Below are 21,552 nucleotides of genomic sequence, written 5' to 3'. Positions count from 1 at the left end.
ACGCGGCTCCTCGTCATGGGTCACCGTTCGGCGAGCGTGTCGAGCCAGTACTCGACGGTGCCGGCGGCGGTCGGGGCGTGCTCGGTCATCATCGTGAAGTGGTTGCCGGGGATGTCCGCGGCGCTGTCGGGGGCCGGCCAGGCGGAACGCCAGTCGGTGTCCGGGTCGGTCCACGGGCCCATGGGGTCGGAGGCCCGCAAGTGGAGTACGGGGGCGCGGGTCGGCCGGGGTGTCCAGTCGAGCAGCAGCCGGTGGTAGGCACCCATGGCGGTCAGCCGGGTGTCGTCGACGGGCAGGACGGCCCGCTCGTCGGCGAAGCGCAGCATGGTGTCCCGCCACACACCCATGGCGCCGGGGTCGGCCGGCGTGTAGATGTCGGCGAGCACCAGACCGGCGGGCCCCTCACCCTGTGCTTCGAGGTGGCGGGTGAGGGCGTGGGCGACGTTGGCGCCCGCCGAGTGCCCGATCAGCACGTAGGGCCGCCCGCCGGTGTGGGCGCGGATCGCCCGCGCGTGGGCGGCGCACAGCGCGTCGAGGTCCGCGGGCAGCGGTTCCCCGTCGGTGAACCCGGGCTGCGGCAGGACCGCGAGGGGCCGTTCGCCGCTGAGCGCGGCGGCGAAGGCGGCGAACTCGGCCGGCCCGGACACGGCGGAGGTGCCGCACACGCCGATGAGCAGGGGCGCGGGTCCACCGCCGGTTTCCCGGGGCGGGCGGGTCGCCCCCGCCGGGCGGACGGTCCCCGCCGGGTTGGTCGCCGTGGCCCTGTCCGCCACCAGGCAGGTTTCCGCTGCCGCGCGGGTCGCCCCCGCCGCGCGGGCGTCCCCCGCCAGGGCGGTCGCCCGGCCCGGCGGCGGGCCGGTGAGGGTGACCGGGCGGACGGTGTGGGCGGAGTCGGCGTCGAACGTGGGGCGCAGGAGGGCCAGCGCGGCGAAGGCGTCGACGGCTTCGGGGACGCGGCTTTCGGCGATGGCGCGGCGGTAGAGGGCGACCAGGGTGGATTCCGGCCGCACGGGGGTGGACGCGGCGTCCGTGTCGCCGAGCAGGGTGAGCAGGTGGGCGGCGAGCGCCGAGGGCGAGTTGTGGTCGAAGACGGCGGCCGCCGGCAGATCCGTACCGGTGGCGGCGACCAGGCGACGGCGCAGCCGGCCGACGGCGAGCGAGTCGAAACCGAGCGCGGTGAACGAGGCGTCGGGGTCGATCTCGGCCGCCGTGCCGTAGCCGAGGACGGCGGCGGTCTCGGCGCGGACGAGCGCGCTGAGGCGTTCCGCCCGCCCTGCCGGGTCCAGGGCGAGCAGCTCGTCCCGGGGCGCCGGGGCGGTGCCCGCCGAGTCCGGAGCCGGGGCGGCCGGGGCGGAGGGGGGCGTGGCGCCGAGGCCGGCGACGAGCGGGCTGGGCCGCAGCGCGGTGAACGCCTCGGCGAAACGGGCCCAGTCGGTGTCGGTCACGGTGACGCACGGCTCGTCGGCGGCGATGGCGCGGAACAGCTCGGTCAGCGCCCGGTCGGGGTCCATGGCGCGCACCCCGCGGCGGCGCAGGTAGTCGGCGCCGTCCCCGTCGCCCATGCCGCCGCCGTCCCACACGCCCCAGGCGACGGAGGTGGCGGGCAGGCCGTCGGCGCGGCGCTGCTCGGCGAGGGCGTCGAGGGCGGCGTTCGCGGCGGCGTAGGCGCTCTGCCCGGCGCTGCCCCACACCCCGGCGCCGGACGCGTACAGCACGAACGCGTCCAGCTCCAGGCCCTTGGTGAGCTCGTGCAGGTGGAGCGCGCCCGCGACCTTGCCCGCGTACACCTCGTCGACGAGGCGGGCGTCGGTGGCGGTGAGCGGGGTGACCTGCGGGACGCCCGCCGCGTGGAAGACGGCGGTCGGCGGGTGGTCCTCGATGAGGCGGGCGAGTGCGTCGCGGTCGGCCGCGTCGCACGCGGCGACGGTCACCTTGGCACCCAGTGAGACCAGTTCGGCCTCCAGGGCGGCGGCACCGGGCGCGGCCGGGCCGCGCCGTCCGGTGAGCACGATGTGGTCGGCGCCCTCGCGGGCGAGGCGCCGGGCGAGGTGGCCGCCGAGGGCGCCGGTGCCGCCGGTGACCAGGACGGTGCCGCGCGGCCTGTAGGGGGCGGCGGGCGCGGCGGGCGCGGCGGTGAGCCGCCGGCCGGACGCGACGCCCGCGCGCACGGCGACCTGGTCCTCGGGGCCGTCGAGGAGGGCGGGCAGCACGGCGGCGTCGGCCGGGTCCGCGAGGTCGACCAGCCCGCCCCAGCGGGAGGGCAGTTCGAGTGCGGCGACCCGGCCGAGGCCCCAGAGCTGGGCGCCCGCGCTCCCCGGCACCTCGCCCGGAGCGGCGGCGACCGCGCCCCGGGTCAGGGACCACAGGCGAGCGGGCATCGACAGCTCCTCCATCGCTTGGGCCAGGTGCAGGGTCGCCACGACCGCGGCCGGGGCCGGGCCGTTTCCGCCGTGTCTCCGATCATCGGTGCCGAGGAGGGACAGGACCCCGTCGAAAGGAACGGCTGTGTCACCTTCGCCGTCGCCCTGGGCGCGCAGCAGCTCCGCGTAGTCGTCGCGGGTGGCGCGGCGGGCGTCGGCGGTGACGCGGCGGACCGTGGCCCCGGCGGCGGTCAGGGCCCGCTCGGTGGCGTCGGCGACACCGCTGTCGCCGCCCTCCGGGGCGAGCAGCAGCCAGTGGCCGAGGGGGCGTACGGGGGCGGCGGGAGCCAGCCGCTCCCAGCGGGCGCGGTAGCGGCGCGGGCCGGTGGCGGCGCCGTGCCGGGGCGTGGGTTCGATCCAGAAGCGGCGGTGCTGCCAGGCGTACACGGGCAGGTCGACGGCGGGCGCGGGACGCTCGAAGAGCCGGGCGCGGTCCAGCGCGGCGCCGGTGACCTGTGCGGTGGCCACGGCCCGTAGGAGGCCGGCCGGCTCGGGGCGGTCCTTGTCCAGGGCGGGCACCAGGGTGACGCCGCCGGGCAGGCACTCGTCCGCCATGCCGCACAGCACGCCGCCGGGCCCCAGTTCGACGAAGGTCGTCGCCCCCATGTCGTGGGCGGTACGCACCCCGTCGGCGAACCGGACGGTGGCGCGGACGTGTTCGGCCCAGTAGTCGGCGCCGCGCAGCTCGTCGCGGGTGGCCCGGCGGCCCGTCACGTCGGAGACGACCGGGATCTCGGGGGCGCGGTAGGTGAGCGTGGCGGCGACGGCGCGGAACTCGTCGAGCATGCCGTCCATGAGGGGCGAGTGGAAGGCGTGGCTGACGTTCAGCCGCTTGGTGCGGCGGCCACGGGCGGCGAGCGCCTCGGCGACGGCGGTGACGGCGGCCTCGCTGCCGGAGACGACGGTGGACGTGGGCCCGTTCACGGCGGCGAGCGCCGCGTCCCCGGTCAGCAGGGCGCGCACCTCCTCCTCGGCCGCGCGCACCGAGACCATGGCGCCGCCGGCGGGCAGCGCCTGCATCAGCCTGCCCCGCGCGGCGACGAGGGTGCAGGCGTCGTCGAGGTCGAGCACCCCGGCGGCGTGCGCGGCGGCGATGCCCCCGACGGAGTGGCCGAGCAGCACGTCGGGCCGCATGCCCCACGATTCGAGCAGCCGGTACAGGGCGGTTTCCAGGGCGAACAGCGCGGCCTGCGTGTACTGGGTGCGGTCCAGGAGGGCCGCGTCGTCGAGCGCGGCGGACAGCGGGCGGTCCAGGTGCGCGTCGAGGCGGGCGGCGGCCGCGTCCCAGGCGGCGGCGAACACCGGGTGGGCGGCGTACAGTTCGCGCCCCATGCCGGGGCGCTGGCTGCCCTGACCGGTGAAGAGGAACGCGGTCTTCGCCTTGCGCCGTTCGACGCCGGTGACGAGCGCCGGGTGGTCCTCGCCGCCGGCGAGGGCGTCCAGGGCGCGCACCATCTCCGGGTACGAGGAGCCGAGCACCGCGGCACGGTGCTCGAAGGCGCTGCGGGTCACGGCGAGGGCGCGCCCGGTGGCGTAGAGGCGGTCCGCGTCGCCGCCGCCGTGCCCCCGCGCACGGAGGTGGTCGCGCAGGCGGGCGGCCTGGGCGCGCAGGGCGTCGGCGGTGCGGCCGGAGAGGAACCAGGGCGGCGTGACGGACGCCGCCGCGTCCGGGGCCGTGGCCGGGGGCACGGGGTCGGCGGCCGGACCGGCCGGTTCCGGAGACGTGGGGTCGGCGGACGCGTACGAGGCCGGGGGCGCAGGGTCGTCCGCCGCGTCCCGAGCCCGGGGCGCGGGCTCGGCGACCGGCGTGGCCGGACCGGCCGTTGCCGGTGCCGGGGGCACGGGGTCGGCGGCCGGTGCCGGGTCCGGTGCGGGGGCGGGTGCCGGGGCTTCCTCCAGGATGACGTGGGCGTTGGTGCCGCCCACGCCGAAGGCGGAGACGCCGGCCCGGCGCGGGGAGTCCTCGCGTATCCAGGGCCGGGGCCGGGTCAGCAGGCGGACGGTGCCCGCCGACCAGTCGACGTGCGGGGACGGGCGGTCCGCGTGGAGTGTGGCGGGCAGCAGGCCGTTGCGCATGGCCTGGACGGTCTTGATGACGCCGCCGACCCCGGCGGCCGCCTGGGAGTGCCCGATGTTGGACTTCAGCGAGCCCAGCCACAGCGGCCGTTCGGGCGAACGGCCCCGGCCGTAGGAGGCGATCAGGGCCTGCGCCTCGATCGGGTCGCCCAGGGTCGTGCCGGTGCCGTGCGCCTCGACGGCGTCGACCTGATCGGGCGTCAGTTGCGCGTCGGCGAGCGCGGCCCGTACGACCCGCTGCTGGGAGGGGCCGTTGGGCGCGGTGAGCCCGTTGCTGGCACCGTCCTGGTTGACGGCCGAGCCCCGGACGACCGCCAGGACCCGGTGCCCGCGGCGCACCGCGTCACCGAGCCGTTCCAGGACGAGGACGCCCACGCCCTCCGCCCAGCCGGTGCCGTCCGCGTCCGCGGAGAACGCCTTGCAGCGCCCGTCGCGGGCGAGCCCCTTCTGGCGGGAGAACTCCACGAACGCGGACGCGTCCGGCATGACCGCCACTCCCCCGGCCAGGGCGAGCGAGCACTCGCCGCGCCGCAGCGCGGACACCGCCAGGTGCAGCGCCACCAGGGACGACGAGCAGGCGGTCTCCACCGTCATGGACGGGCCTTCGAGCCCGAGGGCGTAACTCACCCGCCCCGACAGGACGGCGTCCGCGCTGCCCGTCAGCAGGTAGCCCTCCGAGCCGGCCGGGATACGCTCCGGATCGCTCGCGTACTCGCCGTGCGCCGCCCCCACGTACACCCCGGTGTCGCCGCCGCGCAGCGAGCGCGGGTCGAGCGCGGACCGCTCCAGCGCCTCCCAGGACACCTCCAGCAGCAGCCGCTGCTGCGGGTCCATGACGACGGCCTCGCGCGGTGAGATGCCGAAGAAGGCGGCGTCGAAGTCCCCGGCCCCGGCCAGGAACCCCCCTTCGCGGCAGTACGTCGTGCCCTGGGAGTCCGGGTCCGGGTCGTAGATGCCCTCCACGTCCCAGCCCCGGTCGGCGGGGAACGGCGCGACGGCGTCCGTGCCGGAGGCGACCAGCTCCCACAGGGCCTCGGGGGAGTCCACGCCGCCGGGGTAGCGGCAGGCCATGCCGATGATCGCGATCGGCTCGTGCGCGGCGGCCTCGAGCTCCCGGTTGTGCCTGCGGAGCCGCTCCGTCTCCTTCACCGAGGTACGGAGCGCCTCCATCAGCTTCTCGGGCGGCATGGCCATCGGGGTGAGGTCCCTTCTTCGTACGGGGGTCAGGCGGCCGCGTCGCCGAGCGCGAGCGCGATCAGGGCGTCGCCGTCGAGCTCGTCGATGGCGGCGTCCAGGTCGGCGTCCACGTCGGCGTCCACGTCGGCGTCGAGCGGGCGGTCGGCGGCCGGTGCCTGGGAAGGACTGTTCTCGGTCCCGGTCGAGGCCAGCTTGAGCAGCCTGTCCAGCAGCCCCTCGGCGCGCAGCCGCTCCAGGGGAAGCTCGGCCAGGGCGGCCCGCACCCGGTCCTCCTCCGGGTCCGTGGCCTGGACGAGCGAGCACAGGTGGTCGGCCACGGCCGACGGCGTCGGGTGGTCGAAGACCAGCGTCGGCGGCTGCTTGACCCCGGTGGCGCGGCTGAGCCGGGCGGCGAGTTCACCGGCGGTCAGCGAGCTGAACCCCAGGTCCTTGAAGGCCTCGTCGGCGTCCACGTCGTCCGGGCCCGCGTGCCCGAGCACCGCCGCCACCTGCCGCCGCACCTCCTCCAGGACCGTCTCGTACCGCTCGGCGCCGGACAGTCCGGTGAGCCGGGCGGTGAGCGATCCGTCCGTGTCCCGGCCGGCGCCGTCCTGGCCGGCGTGCGGCTCCAGGGCCTCCCGCACACCCGGCAGCCCGGAGATCAGGGGGCTGGGCCGCAGCGCCGTGAACCCCTTGGCGAACAGCGGCCAGTCCATGTCGGCGAGCGTCACACAGGTGTCGTCACGGTCCAGAGCCCTGGCCAGCGCGTCGACGGCGTCGGCCGGGTCCATGGCCCGCAGCCCCCGGCTGGTGAGGAACTCCTCGCCCGCGCCTTCGCCCATGCCACCGCCGCCCCACAGGCCCCAGGCGACGGAGGTGGCGGGCAGGCCGTCCGCACGGCGCTGCTCGGCGAGGGCGTCCAGGGCGGCGTTCGCGGCGCCGTAGACGCTCTGCCCGCCGCTGCCCCACACGCCCGCGCCGGACGCGTACAGCACGAACGCGTCCAGCTCCAGGCCCTTGGTGAGCTCGTGCAGGTGGAGCGCGCCCGCGACCTTGCCCGCGTACACGTCGGTGAACGACCGGAGGTCCGAGGAGAGCAGGTCCAGCGAGTGCGGCACGCCGGCGGTGTGGAACACGGCGGTCGGCGGATGCGCCTCGACGAGGGCGGCCAGGGCGTCCCGGTCGGACACGTCACACGCGGCCAGGGTCACCCTGGCTCCCAACCGCTCCAGCTCGGCCGCCAGTTCGGCGGCACCGGGCGCACGGGAGCCGCGCCGCCCGGTGAGGACGAGGTGCTCGGCGCCGTGCGCGGCGAGCCAGCGGGCGACGTGGCCGCCGAGGGCGCCGGTGCCGCCGGTGACCAGGACGGTGCCGCGCGGGGTGTACGCGCGCCGGGCCCGGCCGCCGTCGGCGGGCGTGAGCCTGCGCCCGTACGTCCCCGATGCCCGCACCGCGACCTGGTCCTCGGTACCCGCGAGGGCCGCCACGAGCCGGTCGAGGGCGGCGGCACCGGCCTGGGCGGGCAGGTCGACCGACCCGCCCCACAGGGAGGGCAGTTCGAGGGCCACGGTGCGCCCGAGACCCCACACCTGGGCGCCGGCCGCGTCCGGCCGCTCGCCCGGGGCCACGGCCACGGCGCCCGTGGTCACGTTCCACAGCCGCGCCCCGGCCGGGGCGGTGGCCGCGGCGGCCTGGGCGAGCGCCGTGGTGGCGAGCGCGGACAGGGCCAGGCCCGGGTGGTCGGGGTGCGCCCGCCCGTCGGTCCCGAGCAGCGACAGGATGCCGTCCCACGTCCCGCCCGCGAGGTGCGCGGCGAAGTCCTCGCGCTGTACGGAGGCGGGGTCGACGTTCAGCACGTCCACCCCGGCTCCGTGACGGGCGAGCGCGGCCTGCACGTCGTCCGTGGCCACGCCCTCGGGGGCGACGACCAGCCAGCGGCCGGTGAGCACGGGCGCGTCGGCCCGGCCCAGGTTCTTCCACGTGACGCGGTAACGCCAGGAGTCGATGGAAGGGGCGGCTCCGGGTGTGGGCGCGGGGGCGGAGGGCTCCAGCCAGTAGTGGGAGCGCTGGAAGGCGTACGTGGGCAGGTCGACGTGCCGGGCGCCGGTGCCCTCGAAGAGCGCGGCCCAGTCGACGTTCGCCCCGGCCACGAACAGCTCGGCGGCCGACGTCAGGAACCGGTCCAGGCCGCCCTCGTCACGGCGGAGCGACCCGGAGGTGACGAGGGCCGCGTCGGCGGCGTAGGCGGTCTCCTGGATGCCGATGGTCAGGACCGGGTGGGCACTGGACTCGACGAACGTGGTGAAACCGCGCCCGAGGAGGCCACGGACGGTGCCCTCGAAGCGGACGGTCTGGCGGAGGTTGCGGTACCAGTACGAGGCGTCGACCGTGGCCGTGTCGATCAGGCCGCCCTCGACCGTCGAGTAGAACGGGACATCAGAAGACCGGGGCGTGATCGGAGCGAGGACATCGAGCAGTTCCGCCTCAATGCGCTCCACGTGCGCGGAGTGCGAGGCGTAGTCGACGGGCACCTGACGGGCCCGGATGTCCTCCGCCTGGCACGCGGCGACAAACTCCACGATCGCGTCCGCGTCACCGGAAATGACCGTGCTGTTCGGCCCATTGACGGCCGCGACGTCCAGCCGACCGGCCCACGCGCCCAGGCGCGCTTCCACCTCCGTACGCGGCAGCGGAATCGACGCCATCCCACCCAGCCCCGCCAGCTCACGCCCAATGACCTGAGCCCGCAGAGCCACCACCCGAGCCGCGTCCTCCAACGACAGCGCCCCAGCGACAGCCGCCGCGGCGATCTCACCCTGCGAGTGACCGATCACCGCATCCGGCACCACCCCCAGCGACCGCCACAACTCCGCGAGGGACACCATCACAGCCCAGGTGACGGGCTGGATGACATCCACCCGGTCCAGAGCACCGCCCTCACGGACCAGCTCCACCAGGTCGAAGTCCACGAACGGCGCCAAAGCCCGCCCGCACTCCGCCAGCTTTGAGGCGAACACGGGAGACTCCGCCAGCAGCCGGGTACCCATACCCACCCACTGCGTCCCCTGACCCGGGAACACCAACACCGTCCGGCCGACCGGGGACGCGACACCCTCGACCTCGACGTCCCCCACGAACACCTTCCGGTGCTCGAACACCGAACGCCCCGCCGCCAGACTGAACCCGACATCCAGCAACCGCGGCCCGCGCACAGCACGCACCCGCTCAGCCTGCTCACGCAACGCCGACGACGACTTCGCCGACACCACCAACGGCACCACCGGAAGCACCACATCCCCCGCCGGGACGTCCTCCACCGCCGGCGCCTGTTCCAGGATCACGTGCGCGTTGGTACCGCTCACACCGAACGACGACACCGCCGCCCGCCTCGGCCGGCCCGTCTCGGGCCAGTCCCGGCGCTCCGTGAGCAGCGACACGGCACCCGCGTCCCAGTCGACACGGGACGAGGGGGCATCGACGTGCAGGGTCTGCGGGAGCACCCCGTGCTCCATGGCCTTGACCATCTTGATGACACCGCCGACACCGGCCGCCGCCTGCGCGTGCCCGATGTTCGACTTCAGCGAGCCCAGCCACAGCGGCCGTTGCGCCGGCCTGCCCTGCCCGTAGGTCTCCATCAGCGCGTGGGCCTCGATGGGGTCGCCGAGCCGGGTGCCGGTGCCGTGCGCCTCGACGGCGTCCACGTCGGCGGCGGTGAGCTGCGCGTCGCCGAGCGCCTGGCGGATGACGCGCTGCTGCGCGCTGCCGCTGGGCGCGGTGAGGCCGTTGCTCGCGCCGTCCTGGTTGACGGCCGAGCCGCGCAGCACCGCGAGGACGCGGTGGCCCTTGCGTACGGCGTCGGAGAGCCGTTCCACCAGGAGCATGCCCGCGCCCTCGCCGGGGCCGAAGCCGTCGGCCGCGTCGGCGAACGCCTTGCAGCGGCCGTCGGCGGCGACGCCGCGCTGCCGGGCGAACTGGACGAAGACGGCCGGGGTCGCCATGACCGTGACGCCGCCGGCGAGGGCCAGGTCGCACTCGCCCCGGCGCAGCGACTGGGCGGCCAGGTGCAGGGCGACCAGGGACGACGAGCAGGCCGTGTCGACGGTGACGGCCGGGCCTTCCAGGCCGAGCGTGTAGGAGAGGCGTCCGGAGCTGAAGCTGACGACACCGCCGGTGAGGAGGTCGCCTTCGAGCTGGGGGGACGGTTCGCGGACCTGGTCGGTGTAGCCGCTGTTCCAGGCGCCGACGAAGACGCCGGTCCGGCTGCCGCGCAGGGTGCGCGGGTCGATGCCGCCGCGCTCCAGCGCCTCCCAGCCGGTCTCCAGCAGCAGCCGCTGCTGCGGGTCCATCGCGAGCGCCTCGCGCGGCGAGATGCCGAAGAAGCCGGCGTCGAAGCGGCCCGCGTCGTACACGAAGCCGCCTTCGCGGACGTAGGTGCGGCCCGCTGCGTCCGGGTCCTCGTCGTACAGCCCCTCGATGTCCCAGCCCCGGTCGGTGGGGAAGGGGGACACCGCGTCCGTGCCGGACGACACGAGTTCCCACAGGGCCTCGGGTGAGTCGGCCCCGCCGGGGAAGCGGCACGCCATCGCGACGATCGCCACGGGTTCGTGGGCGCGTTCCTCCAGCTCGCGCAGGCGCTCGCTGGTGCGGTGCAGTTCCGTCGTGGTCCGCTTCAGATAGGCGCGGAGCTTCTCTTCGTTCGCGTTAGCCATGTCAGAACCGTTCGTCGATGAATGCGAAGATCTCGTCGTCGTCGGCGGCTTCGATGGCATCGGCCACCGATGTGCCGTCGGGGGACCCGGCGTGCAGCCCGTTCCATGCGCCGGAGAGGGCGGCGAGGCGGGCCGCGATCTCCTGGCGTACGCCCTCGTCGGCAGGCGTGCCGGAGGCCGGTGAACCGTCGGCGGCCGGGTCGGCGGCCCGGTCGGCGAGGGCGGCGAAAAGCCGCTCCAGCCGGTCCAGTCCGGCCAGTACGGCGGCCTCCGACACCTCCGTGGCGGCGCCCGTGTCCGTCGGGTCGTCGGCGGGCGCGCCGGCCGTGCCGGTCTGCGGGGCGAGCTTGCGGTACAGGTGCTCGCCGAGCGCCTCGGGCGTCGGGTGGTCGAAGACCAGGGTGGCCGGGAGGCGCAGCCCGGTGGCGGCGGCCAGCCTGTTGCGCATCTCGACGGCGGTCAGCGAGTCGAAGCCCAGGTCCTTGAACGCCCGGTCGACGGGGACGGATTCGGGCGCGCCGTGGCCGAGGACGGCCGCGGCGTGGGCGCGTACCGCCTCCACGGCGGCCTGGCGCCGCTCGTCGGCGGGCAGGGCGGCGAGGACGCCCGCGAGGCCGGCCGTGTCGCCGTCGCCGTTGTCGCCGGTGGCGGCCCGGCCGGGGGCGGTGCGCACCTCGCCGACGAGGCCGCTGAGGAACGGGGTGACGGCGCCGGATGCCCTGAGGACGCCCTGGTTGAGCCGGATCGGGACCTGGAGCGGGACGTCGAGGGTCTGGGCGGCGTCGAAGAGCGCCAGGCCCTCCTCGTCGGTGAGCGGCAGGATGCCGCCACGGGCGAGCCTGCGGTGCATGCCGTCCTGGTCGAGGTGGTCGGCCATGCGGCTGTTGTTGGCCCACAGGCCCCAGGCCAGGGAAAGGGCGGGCAGTCCGAGGCCGCGCCGGTAGGCGGCGAAGGCGTCGAGGAAGGCGTTCGCGGAGGCGTAGCCGCCCTGGCCGGGGCTGCCGAAGAGCGCGGAGGAGGACGAGTAGACGACGAACGCCGACAGGTCCTTGCCGGAGGTGAGTTCGTGCAGGTTGAGCACGGCGTCGACCTTGGGGTGCATGACCCGGTCGATCTGTCCGGGGGTGAGCGCGGGCACGGTGGCGTCGTCGAGGACGCCGGCCGTGTGGACGACGGCGGTCAGCGGGTGGTCGTCCGGGATGCCGTCGAGCAGTGCGGCGAGCTGGTCCCGGTCACCCGCGTCGCAGGCGGCGAGGGTGACGTCGGCTCCCGATGCCCGCAGTTCGGCGGCGAGCGCGCCGGCGCCCTCGGCGTCCGGGCCGAGCCGTGAGGCGAGCACGAGGTGGCGTACGCCGTGGGTGGTGACCAGGTGGCGGGCGACGGCGCTGCCGAGGGTGCCGGTGCCGCCGGTGACCAGGACGGTGCCGTGGGCGTCGAACGCGGGGGGCATGGTCAGCACGATCTTGCCGGTGTGCTTGGCCTGGCTGAGGGTGCGGAACGCGCTGCGGGCGTCGCGGATGTCGTACGCGGTCAGCGGCAGCGGTTCGATCGCGCCCGCCTCGAACAGGGCGAGCAGCTCGCCGAGCATCTCGCCGACGGTGTCGGGGCCCGCGCCGACCAGGTCGAACGCCTGGTAGCGGGTGCCCGGGTGGTCGGCGGCGACCTGGCCGGGGTCACGGACGTCGGCCTTGCCGAGCTCCAGGAAGTGGCCGCCGCGCGGCAGGAGCCGCAGGGACGCGTCGACGAACTCGCCGGCCAGGGAGTTGAGGACGATGTCCACGCCCTGCCCGCCGGTCACGGTGAGGAACCGGTCGGCGAACTCGGTGGTGCGCGAGTTGGCGATGGCCTCCTCGCCGAGGCCGAGGCGGCGCAGGGTATCCCACTTGCCCGTACTGGCCGTGGCGTACACGGTCAGGCCGAGGTGGCGGGCGAGCTGCTGGGCGGCCATGCCGACGCCGCCGGCGGCGGCGTGGATGAGCACGGACTGGCCGGGCCGGGCCTGGGCGAGGCGGGTCAGCGCGTACTGGGCGGTGAGGAAGACGGCCGGGACGGAGGCCGCCTCGGCGTAGGACCAGCCGTGCGGGATCTTCGCGACCATGCGGCGGTCGGCGACGGCGTACGGGCCGAAGCCACCGGTCCACATGCCGAACACCCGGTCGCCGGGGGCGAGCCCTTCGACGTCGGGCCCGGTCTCGGTGACGACGCCCGCGCCTTCGGCGCCCATGACTCCCTCGCCCGGGTACATGCCGAGGGCGATGAGGGTGTCGCGGAAGTTGAGCCCGGCGGCCTTGACGGCGATGCGCACCTGTCCGGGGGCGAGGGCGGCCCGGGTGTCGGGCGCCGGGACGAGCGCCAGCCCTTCGAGGGTGCCGTTGCCGGATGTGGCGAGCCGCCAGGCCGGGGTGCCGGCCGGGGCGGCGAGCCGGTCGCCGCCGTTGTCGCCGCCGGTGCCGCCGCCGTCGCCGGTCCGGGCGAGCCGGGGGACGCGCACGCCGTCGCCGCGCACGGCGAGCTGGGGTTCACCGGTGGCGAGGGCCACGGCGAGGGCGGTGCCGTCGACGGCGTCGGCGGCCACGTCGAGCAGGACCATGCGGTCCGGTTCCTCGGACTGGGCGGAGCGGAACAGGCCCCACGCGGCGGCCGCCGCCGGGTCGGTGAGCTGCTCGTCGGGCCCGGTGGCGACGGCGCCCCGGGTGACGAGGGCGAGCGTCGCGGAGGCGAGCGCGGGGCCCGCCGCCAGCCAGCCCTGGGCCAGGTCCAGCGCCCGGTGCGCCACCGTGTGCACGGTGGCCGCGTCGGGCACGGCGGCCTGCGGCAGCGACACGGCGACGACGTCGGGCGCGCCGCCGGTGCCCGCGGCGGCCACGAGGGCGGCCAGGTCCGGGTACCAGTCGGCACCGGTGCCGGCGGCATCCAAGGCGGCGACGAGCTTGGCGTGGTCCTCGCCGACGACGGCCCAGCGGCGCGGCGGCACGGTCGCCGGGGCGGTCACCGGCTGCCAGCGCACCTCGTACAGGGAGCCGTTGCGCCCGGTGCCGCCCGCGCCGGCCGCCAACTGCGCGGCGGAGACGGGACGTACGACGAGTTCGTCGATGTCGAGGACGGGCGCGCCGGTGGAGTCCGCGCACCGGATGCGCACCGCTTCGTCACCGGCCGGTTCGACGGTGACGCGGAGCCGGTCCGCGCCGGTGGCGTGGAGGCGGACGCCGCGCGCCGCGAACGGCATGCGGGCCTGCCCGTCCTCGGGGAAGAACGTGCCGAGGCTGAGGGCCTGGAGGGCGGCGTCGAGGAGGACGGGGTGGATGCCGAAGCGGCCCGCCTCGCCCTGGACGCGCTGGTCCAGGGCGACGTCGGCGTGGACGGTCACGCCATCGCGCCAGCCGGCGGTGAAGCCCCGGAAGAGCGGCCCGTAGTCGTAGCCGCGCTCGGCGAACCTGGCGTAGAACTCGTCCGGTCCGGCGGGCCCGGCGGGCGTGGCGCCGCGCGGCGGCCACACGGTGTGCGGCGCCGGGGGCCGCTCGCCGGCCGAGGGGGTGACGGTGGCCTCGGCGTGCCGGGTCCAGGGCGTGCCGGGTTCGGCGCCCGCCGCACGGGAGTGGACGGTGAGGGTGCGGGCCCCGTCGGTGCCCGCGGCGCCGACCAGGACACGCAGTTCGAGGGCGCCCTCGTCGGGGAGGGCGAGGGGCGCCTGGAGGGCGAGCTCGTCCAGGTGCGGGCAGCCGGAGTTGCGGCCCGCCCACAGGGCGAGGTCGATCAGGGCCGCGCCGGGCAGCAGGACCGTTCCCATGAGGGTGTGGTCGGTGAGCCAGGGCCGCGAGTCGGCGCCGATGCGGGCGGTGTACACGACGGACCCGGACTCGGGGAGTTCGACGCCGCCGCCGAGCAGCGGGTGCCCGGCCTCTTCGAGGCCGAGGGCGGACACGTCGCCGCGCCGGTCGGCCGGGTGGTACCAGTAGCGCTCGCGCTGGAACGGGTACGTCGGCAGGTCGACGCGGCGTGAGTCGCTGCCGAACAGGGCCTCGCCGTCGATCTCCACACCGTGGACGTGGGCGGCGCCGAGCGCCGCGCCGAAGGAGCGGGGCCCGCCCTTGTCCCGGCGCAGGGTGCCGAGCACGGCGGCGGCGCTGCCGCAGTCGGCGATGGTCTCCTGGAGGGAGAGGGCGAGCATCGGGTGGGGGCTGGACTCGATGAACACGTCGTGGCCGTCGGCGACGAGGGCACGGGTGGCCTGCTCGAACTCGACGGGTTCGCGCATGTTGCGGTACCAGTACGTGTCGTCGAGCGCGGCCGTGTCGAGGAGGCCGCCGGTGACGGTCGAGTAGAACGGGATGTCGCCGGAGCGCGGCGCGACGGGGGCGAGGACCTCCATGAGGTGGTCCTTGAGCGCGTCGACCTGCGCCGAGTGACCGGCGGTGTCCACGCCGGGGATGGCGCGGGCGTGGACGCCTTCCGCGGTCAGCTCGTCGAGGAGTTCCCGCAGCGCGTCCGGGTCTCCCGCGACGGCCGCGGTGCCCGGGCTGTTGACGGCGGCGACGGACAGCAGGTCGCCGAACCGCTCCAGGCGGGCGCGCAGTTCACCGGCCGGGAGGGATACGGCGATCATGCCGCCCTTGCCGGCCAGGGTCAGCCACGCCTGGCTGCGGAGGGCGACGATGCGGGCCGCGTCGTCGAGGGTGAGTCCGCCCGCCACGTAGGCGGCGGCGATCTCGCCCTGGGAGTGGCCGACGACGGCGGCCGGGTGGACGCCGAGGGAACGCCAGGCCGCCGCGAGGGAGACCATCATGGTGAACAGGACCGGCTGGACCACGTCGACCCGGGCGAGCGAGGGCGCGCCCGGCTCCTGGCGCAGCACGTCCAGCACCGACCAGTCGAGGTAGGCGCGCAGCGCCTCGTCGCAGGCCCGGGCGGATTCGGCGAACGCCGGGGAGCGCTCCAGCAGCCCTTCGGCCATGGCGGCCCACTGGGAGCCCTGGCCGGGGAAGACGAACACGATGCGGTCGCCGGGGCCCGCGGTGCCGCGCACGACGGCGGGGTGCGTACGGTCCTGCGCGAGCGCGCCGAGCGCGTCGAGCAGTTCCTCGCGGCTCTCCCCGATGACGGCGGCCCGCCGGTCGAACCGGGAGCGCGAGGTGATCAGGGTGTAGCCCGCGTCGGCCGGGTGCAGGGCGGGGCGCTCGACGAGGTCGGCGCGCAGCCGGGCGGCCTGGGCGCGCAGGGCGGCTTCCGAGCGCGCGGAGAGCAGCAGCGGGACGGTGACGTCGGCCCACGGGTCGCCGTCGGCCGCTGCGGCGGCCGGGGCGGGTTCGGTGCGCGGCGGTTCCTCGACGATGACGTGCGCGTTGGTGCCGCTGATGCCGAACGCGGAGACGCCCGCGCGGCGCGGGGTGTCCCGCTCGGCCCATGCGACGGTGTCGGTGAGGAGGGCGACCTGGCCGGACTCCCAGTCGACCCGCTCGGTGGGGGCGTCGACGTGCAGGGTGCGCGGCAGGACGCCCTCGCGCAGCGCCAGCACCATCTTGATGACGCCGGCGACACCGGCGGCGGCCTGCGCGTGGCCGATGTTGGACTTGACCGAGCCGAGCCACAGCGGCTGCCCGCCGGGACGCTCCTTGCCGTAGGTGGCGAGCAGGGCCTGCGCCTCGATGGGGTCGCCCAGTTCGGTACCGGTGCCGTGCGCCTCGACCGCGTCGACGTCGCCGGGGGCCAGGCCCGCGTCGGCGAGGGCCTGGCGGATGACGCGCTGCTGGGAGGGGCCGTTGGGGGCGGTCAGGCCGTTGCTGGCGCCGTCCTGGTTGACCGCCGAGCCCCGGATGACGGCGAGGACGGGGTGGCCGTTGCGCCGCGCGTCCGAGAGCCGCTCGACGAGCAGCATGCCGGCGCCCTCGCCGAGGGCGACGCCGTCGGCGCCCGCCGCGAAGGCGCGGGAGCGGCCGCTGGGCGACATGACGCGCTGGCGGGAGAACTCGATCAGCATGTCGGGCGTCGACATCACGGTCGCGCCGCCGACGAGGGCCATGCCGCACTCGCCGCGCCGCAGCGCCTGGACGGCCAGGTGCAGGGCGACCAGGGAGGCCGAGCAGGCGGTGTCGACGGTCACGGCGGGGCCTTCGAGGCCGAAGACGTAGCTGAGCCGGCCCGACATGACGCTGGCGGAGTTGCCGGTGCCGAGGTAGCCGTCGAAGTCCTCGTCGCCGCTCTGGAGCAGCGGCATGTAGTGCTGCCCGTTGGTGCCGACGAACACGCCGGTGCGGCTGCCGCGCAGCAGTTTCGGGTCGAGCCCGGCGCGCTCGCACGCCTCCCACGCGGTCTCCAGCAGAAGCCGCTGCTGCGGGTCCATCGCCAGCGCCTCGCGCGGGGAGATCCCGAAGAACTCCGGGTCGAAGTCGGGCGCCTGGTGCAGGAAGCCGCCTTCGCGGACGTACGTGCGGCCCTTGGCGTCCGGGTCGTCGTCGAACAGCTCGCTCAGGTTCCAGCCACGGTCGCGGGGCAGGCCGGTGATGGCGTCGCCGCCGGCGACCAGCAGTTGCCACAGCTCCTCGGGCGTGGTGACGCCGCCGGGGAAACGGCACGCCATGCCCACGACGGCCACGGCGTCGTCCTCGGAGGCCGGCTGCTGCGGCGGGGCGGCGAAGGCGTCCGGGGCGGTCTCGTCGTCACCCGCGACAAGTTCCTGGAGGTGGCGGGCGACGGCCTCGGTGCTGGGGTGGTCGAACACCAGGGAGGCGGCGAGGGTGAGCCCGGTGGCGCGGGCCAGCCGGTTGCGCAGTTCCACCGCCGTCACCGAGTTGAACCCGAGGTCACGGAACGCCCGGTCGGGCGCGATGCCGTCGGGCGACTCGTGGCCGAGGACGGCGGCGACGTGCGACCGGACCAGGCGCAGCAGGTGGCGGGTGCGCTCCTGGTCGGAGAGCCCGGCGAGGGACGCGGCCAGGCCCGTTCCCGGTGCCTGGGACCGGTCCTCGGCCTCGGCCGCGCGGGCGGCCTTGACCTGCGGCAGTTCGTCGAGGAACGCGGTGGGGCGGACAGCGGTGTACGCGGCGGCGAACCTCTGCCAGTCGACGTCGGCGACGGCGACGGTGCCGCTGCGGTCGGCGAGCGCCCGCTCCAGGGCGTCGAGGGCCCGTTCCGGATCGAGGGGCGTCAGTCCGGTGCGCCGCAACTGTTCCCCGGCCGCCGGTCCGGCCGCCGGGCCCTGCCAGGGGGTCCAGGCGACGGAGGTGGCGGCGAGGCCCCGGGCGCGGCGGCACTCCACGAGAGCGTCCAGGTGCGCGGTACCGGCGGCGTACCCGGCCTGCCCCGCGCCGCCCCAGGTGCCGGAGACCGACGAGAACACCACCAGATCGGCGTCTTGGAGAAGCCCGTCGAGAAGGCCCTCGATCCGGGTGGTGAGGCCGGTCTTGACGGCCAGCGCCGTGGCCAGGGACTCCACGGTCGTCTCGGCGACGGTGGCGAGCGGCGCGGTCGGCGGGGCGACGTGCACGGCGGTGGGGCCGTGCGTGGCGATCAGGTCACGCAGCCGGCCCGTGTCAGCCGGGTCGCAGTCGGCGACGGTGACCCGGCCGGCGAGCCCGCCGAGGGCGTCGTGCACCGCCCGCGCGTCGACGTTCCCGGCGAGGACGACCCGGTCGGCGCCGCCGTCGAGCAGCCGCCGCGCCAGCGGGGCGGCGACGGTGCCGAGTTCACCGAGCACGAGGACCGTGCCGCGCGGGGTGTACGTGCGTGCGGGGGCGGCGCCGTCGGCCGGGACGAGCCTGCGCCCGTACGTGCCCGAGAGCCGCACGGCGACCTGGTCCTCCGCACCGGGCGCGGCGAGGTGCGCCGTGAGCCGGGCCAGGACCCGGGCATCGGCGGTACCGGCGGTGCCGGCCGGGAGGTCGACCAACCCGCCCCAGCAGCGGGGCAGTTCCAGGCCCGCGACCCGGCCGAAGCCCCAGATCTGGGCCTGGGCGGGGGAAGGCGTCTCGCCGGGCGCCACGGCCACGGCACCCGAGGTGACGGCCCACAGCCTGGCCTCGGTGCCCGTGTCCCCGGCCGCCTGGACGAGGGCCAGGGTCGCGGCGAGGGACAGCGGCAGTTCCGGGTGGTCGGCGTGCGCGCCCCGGGCGAGGGAGAGCAGCGACAGGACGCCTTCGAGGGGCGCGGCGCCGTCCCGCTCGGCGGCCCCGGCGAGGGCGGCCCCGAGCCGTGAACGGTCGACCGTGGCCGGGTCGACGAGCAGGGTCTCCGTCGTCGCGCCGCGCGCGGCCAGGGCCTCGCGGATCGCGGCGGCCGCGTCGGGCGCGTCCTCGGGGGCGACGACCAGCCAGCGGCCGGTGAGCCGCTCGTCGTCGCGGGAGGCGGCGGTCAGGTTCTTCCAGGTGACGCGGTAGGAGAGGCCGTCGCGGGCGGCGGCAACGGGCGTGTCGGTGACGGTGTCGAGCCAGTAGTGGGAGCGCTGGAAGGCATACGTGGGCAGATCGACGTGCCGGGCGCCGGTACCGGTGAACAGCGCGGCCCAGTCGACGTCCACCCCGGCCACGAACAGCTCGGCGGCCGAGGTCAGGAACCGCTCCAGGCCGCCGTCTTCGCGCTTGAGCGAGCCCACGGCCACCACATCGGCGGTCTCCTGGATACCGATGGTCAGCACGGGGTGGGCGCTGGACTCGACGAAGGTGGTGAAGCCCTGGTCGAGGAGGGTACGGACGGTGTCCTCGAAGCGGACCGTCTGGCGGAGGTTGCGGTACCAGTACGAGGCGTCGACCGTGGCCGTGTCGATCAGGCCGCCCTCGACCGTCGAGTAGAACGGGACATCAGAAGACCGGGGCGTGATCGGGGCCAGGACGTCGAGGAGTTCCGCCTCGATCCGCTCCACGTGCGCGGAGTGCGAGGCGTAGTCGACCGGGACCTGGCGGGCCCGGATGTCCTCCGCCTGGCACGCGGCGACAAACTCCACGATCGCGTCCGCGTCACCGGAAACCACCGTGGACTTCGGGCCGTTGACGGCCGCGACGTCCAGCCGACCGGCCCACGCGCCCAGGCGCGCTTCCACCTCCGTACGCGGCAGCGGAATCGACGCCATACCCCCAAGCCCCGCCAGCTCACGCCCAATGACCTGAGCCCGCAGAGCCACCACCCGAGCGGCATCCTCCAACGACAGCGCGCCAGCGACAGCCGCCGCGGCGATCTCACCCTGCGAGTGACCGATCACCGCATCCGGCACCACCCCCAGCGACCGCCACAGCTCCGCGAGGGACACCATCACCGCCCAGGTGACGGGCTGGATGACGTCCACCCGGTCCAGGGCACCGCCCTCACGCACCAGCTCCACCAGGTCGAAGTCCACGAACGGCGCCAAAGCCCGCCCACACTCCTCCAACCGAGCAGCGAACACCGGAGACTCCACCAGCAGCCGGGCACCCATACCCACCCACTGCGTCCCCTGACCCGGAAACACCAGCACCGTCCGGCCCGTGTCGTCGGAGGCGACGCCCTCGACGACTCCGGCCACGGCCTCGCCGCCGAGCCGGTGCAGCAGTTCCTCGCGCCCACCGGCCAGGACGACGGACCGGTGCTCGTGCGCCGAACGCCCCGTCGCTAGCGTCCACGCCACGTCGTGCGTGTCCAGCTCGGGAGCCGCCTCCAGCCGGGCCCGCAGTCGGGTCGTCTGGGCACGCAGAGCCGCGTCGGAACGCGCGGAGACCACGACCGGAACCACGGGGAGCACCGCGTCACCGGCCGCCCGGTCCTCCACCGCCGGAGCCTGCTCCAGGACCACGTGCGCGTTGGTACCGCTCACACCGAACGCGGACACCGCCGCCCGCCTCGGGCGGCCCACCTCGGGCCAGTTCCGGCGCTCGCTCAGCAGGGAGACCTTGCCCGACTCCCAGTCGACCTCGCTCGACGGGGCGTCGACGTGCAGGGTCTGCGGGAGCACCCCGTGCTCCATGGCCTTGACCATCTTGATGACACCGCCGACACCGGCCGCCGCCTGCGCGTGCCCGATGTTCGACTTCAGCGAGCCCAGCCACAGCGGTTCCGCCGCACCGGTGCGCTGCCCGTAGGTGGCGAGCAGCGCCTGCGCCTCGATGGGGTCGCCGAGCCGGGTGCCGGTGCCGTGGCCCTCGACCGCGTCGACGTCGGTGACGCCCAGACCCGCGGCGGCGAGCGCGTCGCGGATGACCCTCTGCTGGGAGGGGCCGTTGGGGGCGGTGAGGCCGTTGCTCGCGCCGTCCTGGTTGACGGCCGAGCCGCGCAGCACGGCGAGGACGCGGTGTCCGTTGCGTACGGCATCGGAGAGCCGCTCCACCAGGAGCATGCCCGCGCCTTCGGCCCAGCCCGTGCCGTCGGCACCGTCCGCGTACGCCTTGCAGCGGCCGTCGGTGGCGAGGCCGCGCTGGCGGGAGAACTCCACGAACGCCGTCGGGTTCGCCATGACGGTGACGCCGCCGGCGAGCGCGAGGTCGCACTCGCCCGCGCGCAGCGACTGGGCGGCCAGGTGCAGGGCGACCAGCGACGAGGAGCACGCCGTGTCGATCGTGACCGCCGGGCCCTCCAGGCCGAGGGCGAAGGAGACGCGGCCGGAGACGACGCTGCCGGAGGTGCCGGTGCCGAGGTAGCCGCCGGCCTCGTCGTCGCCACCGGAGCGGCCGGTGCCGTAGTCGTGGTACATGACGCCCGCGAAGACGCCGGTGCGGCTGCCGCGCAGGGCGGACGGCGCTATGCCGGCCCGCTCCAGGGCCTCCCAGCCGGTCTCCAGCAGGAGCCGCTGCTGCGGGTCCATGGCGACGGCCTCGCGCGGCGAGATGCCGAAGAACCCGGCGTCGAACTCGGCCGCGTCGTGCAGGAAGCCGCCCTCGCGGACGTACGAGTGGCCGACCGCGTCCGGGTCGGGGTCGTACAGCCGCTCCAGGTCCCAGCCCCGGTCGGTGGGGAACGGGGACACCGCGTCCGTGCCGGAGGACACCAGCTCCCACAGTGCCTCCGGCGAGTCGACCCCGCCGGGGAAGCGGCACGCCATGCCGACGATCGCCACGGGCTCGTGCGCCCGCGACGTGGCCGCGCTGAGCTGTTCGCGGGTCTCCTGGAGCTCCGCCATCGCGCGGCGGAGGTAGTCGCGGAGTTTCTCCTCGTTGCTGGTGACGGTGGCGTCGTTGGCGGGCACGGCTTTTCCCCCTGGCGGTGTCGGTACTGAA

3 protein-coding genes are annotated in these 21,552 nt (G+C 75.8%); all 3 read right to left on the bottom strand.

The genetic code is table 11. From position 1 onward, the window contains the following. Positions 1 to 20 precede the first annotated feature (20 nt). Genes AB0J57_RS33245 through AB0J57_RS33235 form a run of 3 tightly spaced genes read right to left on the bottom strand, consistent with a single transcriptional unit; the run spans position 21 to position 21,521 of the window. On the bottom strand, positions 21 to 5,684 hold the full coding sequence (locus tag AB0J57_RS33245; protein ID WP_366132148.1) for a type I polyketide synthase: 5,664 nt from the start codon (positions 5,682 to 5,684) through the stop codon (positions 21 to 23). A gap of 35 nt (positions 5,685 to 5,719) precedes the next feature. Continuing rightward, the gene (locus AB0J57_RS33240; protein ID WP_366132124.1) at positions 5,720 to 10,381 is read right to left on the bottom strand and encodes a type I polyketide synthase; all 4,662 of its coding nucleotides are present in this window, start codon (positions 10,379 to 10,381) and stop codon (positions 5,720 to 5,722) included. Between the two features lies 1 nt (position 10,382). After that, positions 10,383 to 21,521, bottom strand: coding sequence for an SDR family NAD(P)-dependent oxidoreductase (locus tag AB0J57_RS33235; RefSeq protein WP_366132123.1), 11,139 nt, complete (start codon positions 21,519 to 21,521; stop codon positions 10,383 to 10,385). Between the last annotated feature and the right edge of the window lie 31 nt (positions 21,522 to 21,552).

Origin of the sequence: Streptomyces sp. NPDC049837 (genome assembly GCF_040674455.1) — a bacterium.
Classification (GTDB): Bacteria; Actinomycetota; Actinomycetes; order Streptomycetales; family Streptomycetaceae; genus Streptomyces.
This window is presented reverse-complemented; position numbering and strand designations above follow the sequence as displayed.